Source organism: Streptomyces viridosporus (genome assembly GCF_002078235.1).
Classification (GTDB): Bacteria; Actinomycetota; Actinomycetes; order Streptomycetales; family Streptomycetaceae; genus Streptomyces; species Streptomyces viridosporus.
On record NZ_MSGP01000690.1, the window covers coordinates 1 to 4,773 of the forward strand.

The window sequence follows — 4,773 nt, forward strand, 5'->3', positions numbered from 1 at the left end:
TCCCCGGCCGATCTCGTCATCACCGGATGCGCCGTCCTCACGCACGACGACCAGGAGCGGATCGGGTTCGCCCACGACGCGGCGATCGTCGTACGCGACGGGGTCGTGGAGTCGGTGACGAGCGCCGGGGCGGCCGAGGGCCGGGCGGCCCGGGAACGGATCGACGCCCGGGGGCAGGTCGCGCTGCCCGGTCTGATCAACTGCCACACCCACGCGCCGATGGTCGCCCTGCGGGGACTCGCCGAGGACCTGCCGACCGAGGAGTGGTTCAACGACGTCGTCTGGCCGGTGGAGTCCAACCTCACCGAGCGGGACGTCGAGCTGGGGGCCCGGCTCGCCTGCGCCGAGATGATCCGGGGCGGCGTCACCTGCTTCGCCGACCACTACTTCGCCATGGACGCGGTCGCCGCCGTCGTCGCCGAGTGCGGCATGCGGGCGCTGCTGGGGGAGGCGTACTTCTCCTCCCAGGGGCCGCAGGGACGGGAGGGGTCACTGGAGTTCGCGCTGCGGCACCGCGGCTCGGCCGGCGGCCGCATCACCACCGCCCTCGCCCCGCACGCCCCCTACACCGTCGACGACGCCGACCTCGCCGCCACCGCGGAGCTGGCCCGCGCGCACGGGCTGCCCGTCCATCTGCACGCCGCCGAGAACCGAGACCAGACCGACACCAGCCTCGCCCGGCACGGCGTCACCCCGATCCAGGTCCTGGAGCGCACCGGGATCCTGGACACCGACGTGCTCATCGCCCACGGCACCGGCATCCTCGACAGCGACCTGCCGCTGCTGGAGCGTGCGGGCGGCCGTACGGCCGTGGCCACCGCACCCCGCGGCTACCTCAAGTTCGCCTGGCCCACCACCACACCCGTCCGCGCCCTGCGCGACCTCGGGATCCCCGTCGGACTCGCCACGGACGGCGCCGCCTCCAACAACTCCCTCGACGTGTGGGAGGCGATGGCGCTCACCTCGCTGATCCAGAAGTCGACGGAGGGCGACCCCCGGTGGCTGACCTCCCGGCAGGCGCTGCACCACGCCACGCTGCAGAGCGCCCGGGCGGTCGGCCTCGGCGAGGACATCGGCGGCATCGCCCCCGGCCGGCGCGCCGATCTCGTCCTCGTCGACCTCACGGGCCCGCACACCCGGCCGGTGCACGACCTCGCCGCGACGCTGGTGCACAGTGCCCGCGCGGCCGACGTCCGCACGACGATCGTCGACGGCCGGATCCTGATGCGCGACCGGCGGCTGCTCACCCTCGACGTCCCGGCGGTGGTGCGCGAGCTGGAGGAGCGGCTGCCCGCCCTCGTCGACCGCGGCCACGGCCGGCGCGTCCAGGAGTACGACACCTGAGGCCGAGGGGGAGGCGAAAGGAAGGCCGGAGGAAGACCGGGAGGAAGGCCGGGGGAAGACCGGGAGGAAGCCGGAAGGGATCCGGCGGGCGAACGATGAGTTCCGCCTCCCCGCGCGGTCACCTTCCGCAACGGGACCGTCGCACAGGAGGAACCATGTCGCTTCCGGAGATCGTCTCGCGCGCCCGGTGGCGCGCGGCGCGCGAGGAACTGCTGGTCAAGGAGAAGGTCGTCACCCGCGCGCGGGACGCCCTCAACGCCGAGCGGCGCCGCCTGCCCATGGTGGGGATCGACCGGGAGTACGTGTTCGAGGGCGGCGACGGCGAGGTCACGCTGCTCGACCTGTTCGAGGGGCGGCGGCAGCTCGTCGTCCACCACTTCGCGTTCGCCCCCGAGTGGGACGCCGGGTGCCGCTGCTGCTCGGCCTTCCTGGACCAGGTCGGGCATCTCGCCCACCTGCACGCGCGCGGCACCACGTTCGCGGCCGTCTCCCGGGCGCCGTACCGGAGGATCCTGCCGTTCAAGGCCCGGATGGGCTGGACCCTGCCGTGGTACTCCTCGCACCACGACGACTTCGGCGAGGACTTCGAGGCGTCCCCCGTGCGCGGGGGCGAACGCGTCGAGCGGCCCGGCCTCAGCTGCTTCCTGCGGAACGGCGACCGGGTCTTCCACACCTACTCGACGTACGGACGCGGCCTCGACGGGCTCGGTTCGACCACCAGCCTGCTGGACCTCACCGCGCTCGGCCGGCAGGAGGAGTGGGAGGAACCCGTGGGACGCGCGTCGGCTCTCGGGACGCCTGCGGGAAGCGAGTACATCCGCTACCACGACGAGTACGACGACTGATACGGACGGTGACGGGTTGCTCCGAAAAGATGAGAGCCCGCTCACATTGTGCGGTGAACGGGTGTCAACTACGTCTCAGTACCGTCACCGGACGAGGCGTCCGCCCCATGGTTGGCGTTTAACTCTACGAGTACAGCGCTACATGGAGGTGGCAGGGTGAACGGGCGAACGGTGCTCGAACGCTTTCCCGCAGGTGGGCCGCGTGGGTCCTGGCCGGCGGAGGAGTTCGCGCAGGCGCGGCGTCTGGAGGGCCTGCCCGCCGAGGTTGTCATGGACCTAGCTACCGACATGTTCCTGGTGATCGTACGGAGCGGCGACGGCGTTGACGCGACGGCGTGAGCGGTGCCGCCCGAGCGGCCGGACCGGACGGCTCAGCCCGCCTTCGGCGACGGCACCCTCCCGGGCGGGGGCGACGAGGGCGGTGCGGTGAACTGTTCCGCCTGGAGTGCGTACAGCTCGGCGTAGAGACCCCCCGCGGCCAGCAGCTCGTCCGGTGATCCGGACTCCACCAGCTTGCCCTGGTCGAGCACGTGCACCAGGTCCGCGTGGCGCACGGACGCCAGCCGGTGGGTGATCAGCACCACCGTCTGGCCGCTGTCCGCCAGGGCCCGGATCCGGTCGAAGACCTCCAGCTCGGCCCGGGCGTCCAGGGCGGCCGTCGGCTCGTCCACGATCAGGATGCGCCCGCGCCGGTACGCGGCCCGGGCGATGCCCAGCCGCTGCCACTGTCCCCCGGACAGCTCGTGGCCCCCGCTGAAGTGCCGGGCCAGCAGGGTGTCCAGGCCGCGCGGCAGGTCCGCGACCACCGCCTCGGCCCCGGCCTCGGCGATCGAGGCGGCCAGCCGTTCCTCGCTCACCGGTGCCGACGGCCGCCCCAGGACGACGTTCACCCGCGCCGTGAACGGCCACCGCTTGAAGTCCTGCGCCACCATCGCGATGCGCTCGGCCAGCCGGTGCCGGTCCACGGCCGCCGCGTCCACGTCGTCCCACAGGATCCGTCCCCGCTCGGGTGTGTACAGCCCGGCGAGCAGTTTGACCAGGGTGGTCTTGCCGGAGCCGTTCTCGCCGACCAACGCCACGATCCGGCCCAGCGGGAGGGCGAGCGAGACGTCGTCCAGGGCGGGGCGGGCGGCGTCGCCCGGGTAGCGGAAGGTGACGTTCTCGAAGCGGATCTCCCGGGGGTCGTCCGGCAGCGGGAGACCGCCGACGGGGATCGCGCGCTCGGCCGCCTCGACGTACAGCCGCTGCAGATCGCCCACGAACAGGGCCTCCTCGTGCAGCTGGTTCACCTCCAGGACCAGGGTCTCCAGGCTCGCCGAGCCGGTGCGGATCGCGATCACCGCCGTCCCCGCGACCGACAGCGCCATCGCCCCGGCCAGCAGCAGCCCGCCGAGCGTGGCGTACGTCGCCACCGTCGCCAGCCCCGTCCACGTCGCCGCGATCAGACCCGTGCGGGCCGCCAGCCGGGCCAGCCGGGCCTGCTCGGCCTCCGCGGTCTCCGACATCGCCCGGAAGTGGCGCAGCAGGAACGGGCCGACGCCGTGCACCCGGATCTCCGGTGCCGCCTCCGGTTCGGTGAGCAGGCGGCTGATCAACTGGCCGGCGCGGGCGTGCTGCACCCAGGTGTGGAACGAGGCGTAGCGGCGGCGCGCGTTCGTCAACGCGCTCCAGGCGCTCGGCAGGGTCATCGTCGCCAGCAGCGGGAGCAGCGCCGGATGCAGCACGGTGAGCACACCGGCCGCCGCGACCAGCGAGATCATCGCGTTGATCACCCGTGCGCCGTACATGATCATGCGGCGGGCCGAGGAGGCGCCGTACTGGGCGGTGTCCAGCAGCTTGTGGAAGGCGTGGTCCTCGATCGCGGCCAGCTCCACGGCCGCGGCGCGCTCCAGGTACAGCTCGGTCGCCACCCGCTCGACCTTGGGTTCGAGGCGCCCGGTGGCGTAGGTGCTCGCCGCCCGCAGCAGCGCCGCGACCAGCATGACGGCGGCCACCGCGACGAGGGCGGGCACGGCGTCGCGCAACCGCTCCTCGATCGGGCCGCCGCCCAGCAGCCGGCCCAGGACGCTGTTGACCGCGAGCAGGCTCACCGCCTGGGCCAGGCCCCGGCCCACCTCGGCGGCCAGCACGGTCCGCGCGGCCCGCCGGTCGGCTTGCAGGGCGAGCCGGAGGCTGGAGGCCAGCAGGGCGGGCAACCGGGTGATCATGGCGCGGAAGCCCAGCTCCAGGAAGGCGTCGCTGTGCTGGTTCCAGCCCATGTCGTAGCGCAGCGGACCCCCGAAGAGCAGGCGCTCGGACTCGGAGAGGGGCGGGGCGCCGGATGCGGGGCGTTTCCCGCGGCGGGCGGAGCGCCGGGGTTCCTTCCGCCCGCCGGGACGGTCCGGCCCCGGTGGGCCGTCCGGTCCCGGTGCGCGGTCCGTTCCCGGCCCGCTCGTGTTCCGTGACCCGTTCCGCGGCTTGCTCCGTGACCGTGCCCCCCGGTCGCCGGATCCCTGTGTGTCTCCCACCGCTGACCTCCCCCGATCGCCGATCCCGACGGACGGTCACTATGGCGGGGCGCGATCCACCGGGGGCAGGGCGCGGG

General features: G+C 73.6%; 4 protein-coding genes. 3 read left to right on the forward strand and 1 reads right to left on the reverse strand.

Going from position 1 to position 4,773, the window contains the following annotated elements:
- The 3 genes from B7L92_RS35880 to B7L92_RS35890 all read left to right on the forward strand — a co-directional run.
- Positions 1-1,344 (forward strand): amidohydrolase (locus tag B7L92_RS35880; RefSeq protein WP_107501717.1); only part of this gene is annotated, 1,344 nt, incomplete at its 5' end.
- Between the two features lie 155 nt (positions 1,345-1,499).
- Entirely contained in the window at positions 1,500-2,189 is a 690-nt protein-coding gene (locus B7L92_RS35885; RefSeq protein ID WP_081241376.1) for a DUF899 domain-containing protein, read from the forward strand.
- A gap of 156 nt (positions 2,190-2,345) precedes the next feature.
- Positions 2,346-2,528, forward strand: a complete 183-nt coding sequence (locus tag B7L92_RS35890; RefSeq protein ID WP_081241377.1) for a DUF8839 family protein — start codon at positions 2,346-2,348, stop codon at positions 2,526-2,528.
- A 32-nt stretch (positions 2,529-2,560) separates the two neighbouring features.
- Here the strand turns inward: B7L92_RS35890 and B7L92_RS35895 are convergent, their stop codons facing one another.
- Positions 2,561-4,447, reverse strand: a complete 1,887-nt coding sequence (locus B7L92_RS35895; RefSeq protein WP_174704071.1) for an ABC transporter ATP-binding protein — start codon at positions 4,445-4,447, stop codon at positions 2,561-2,563.
- Positions 4,448-4,773: the final 326 nt, after the last annotated feature.

What these genes read in the sequence shown, in the direction of transcription:
- B7L92_RS35885 (WP_081241376.1), top strand. Translation starts at nt 1,500, where the DNA reads ATGTCGCTTCCGGAGATCGTCTCGCGCGCCCGGTGGCGCGCGGCGCGC.
- B7L92_RS35895 (WP_174704071.1), bottom strand. Translation starts at nt 4,447, where the DNA reads ATGGGCTGGAACCAGCACAGCGACGCCTTCCTGGAGCTGGGCTTCCGC.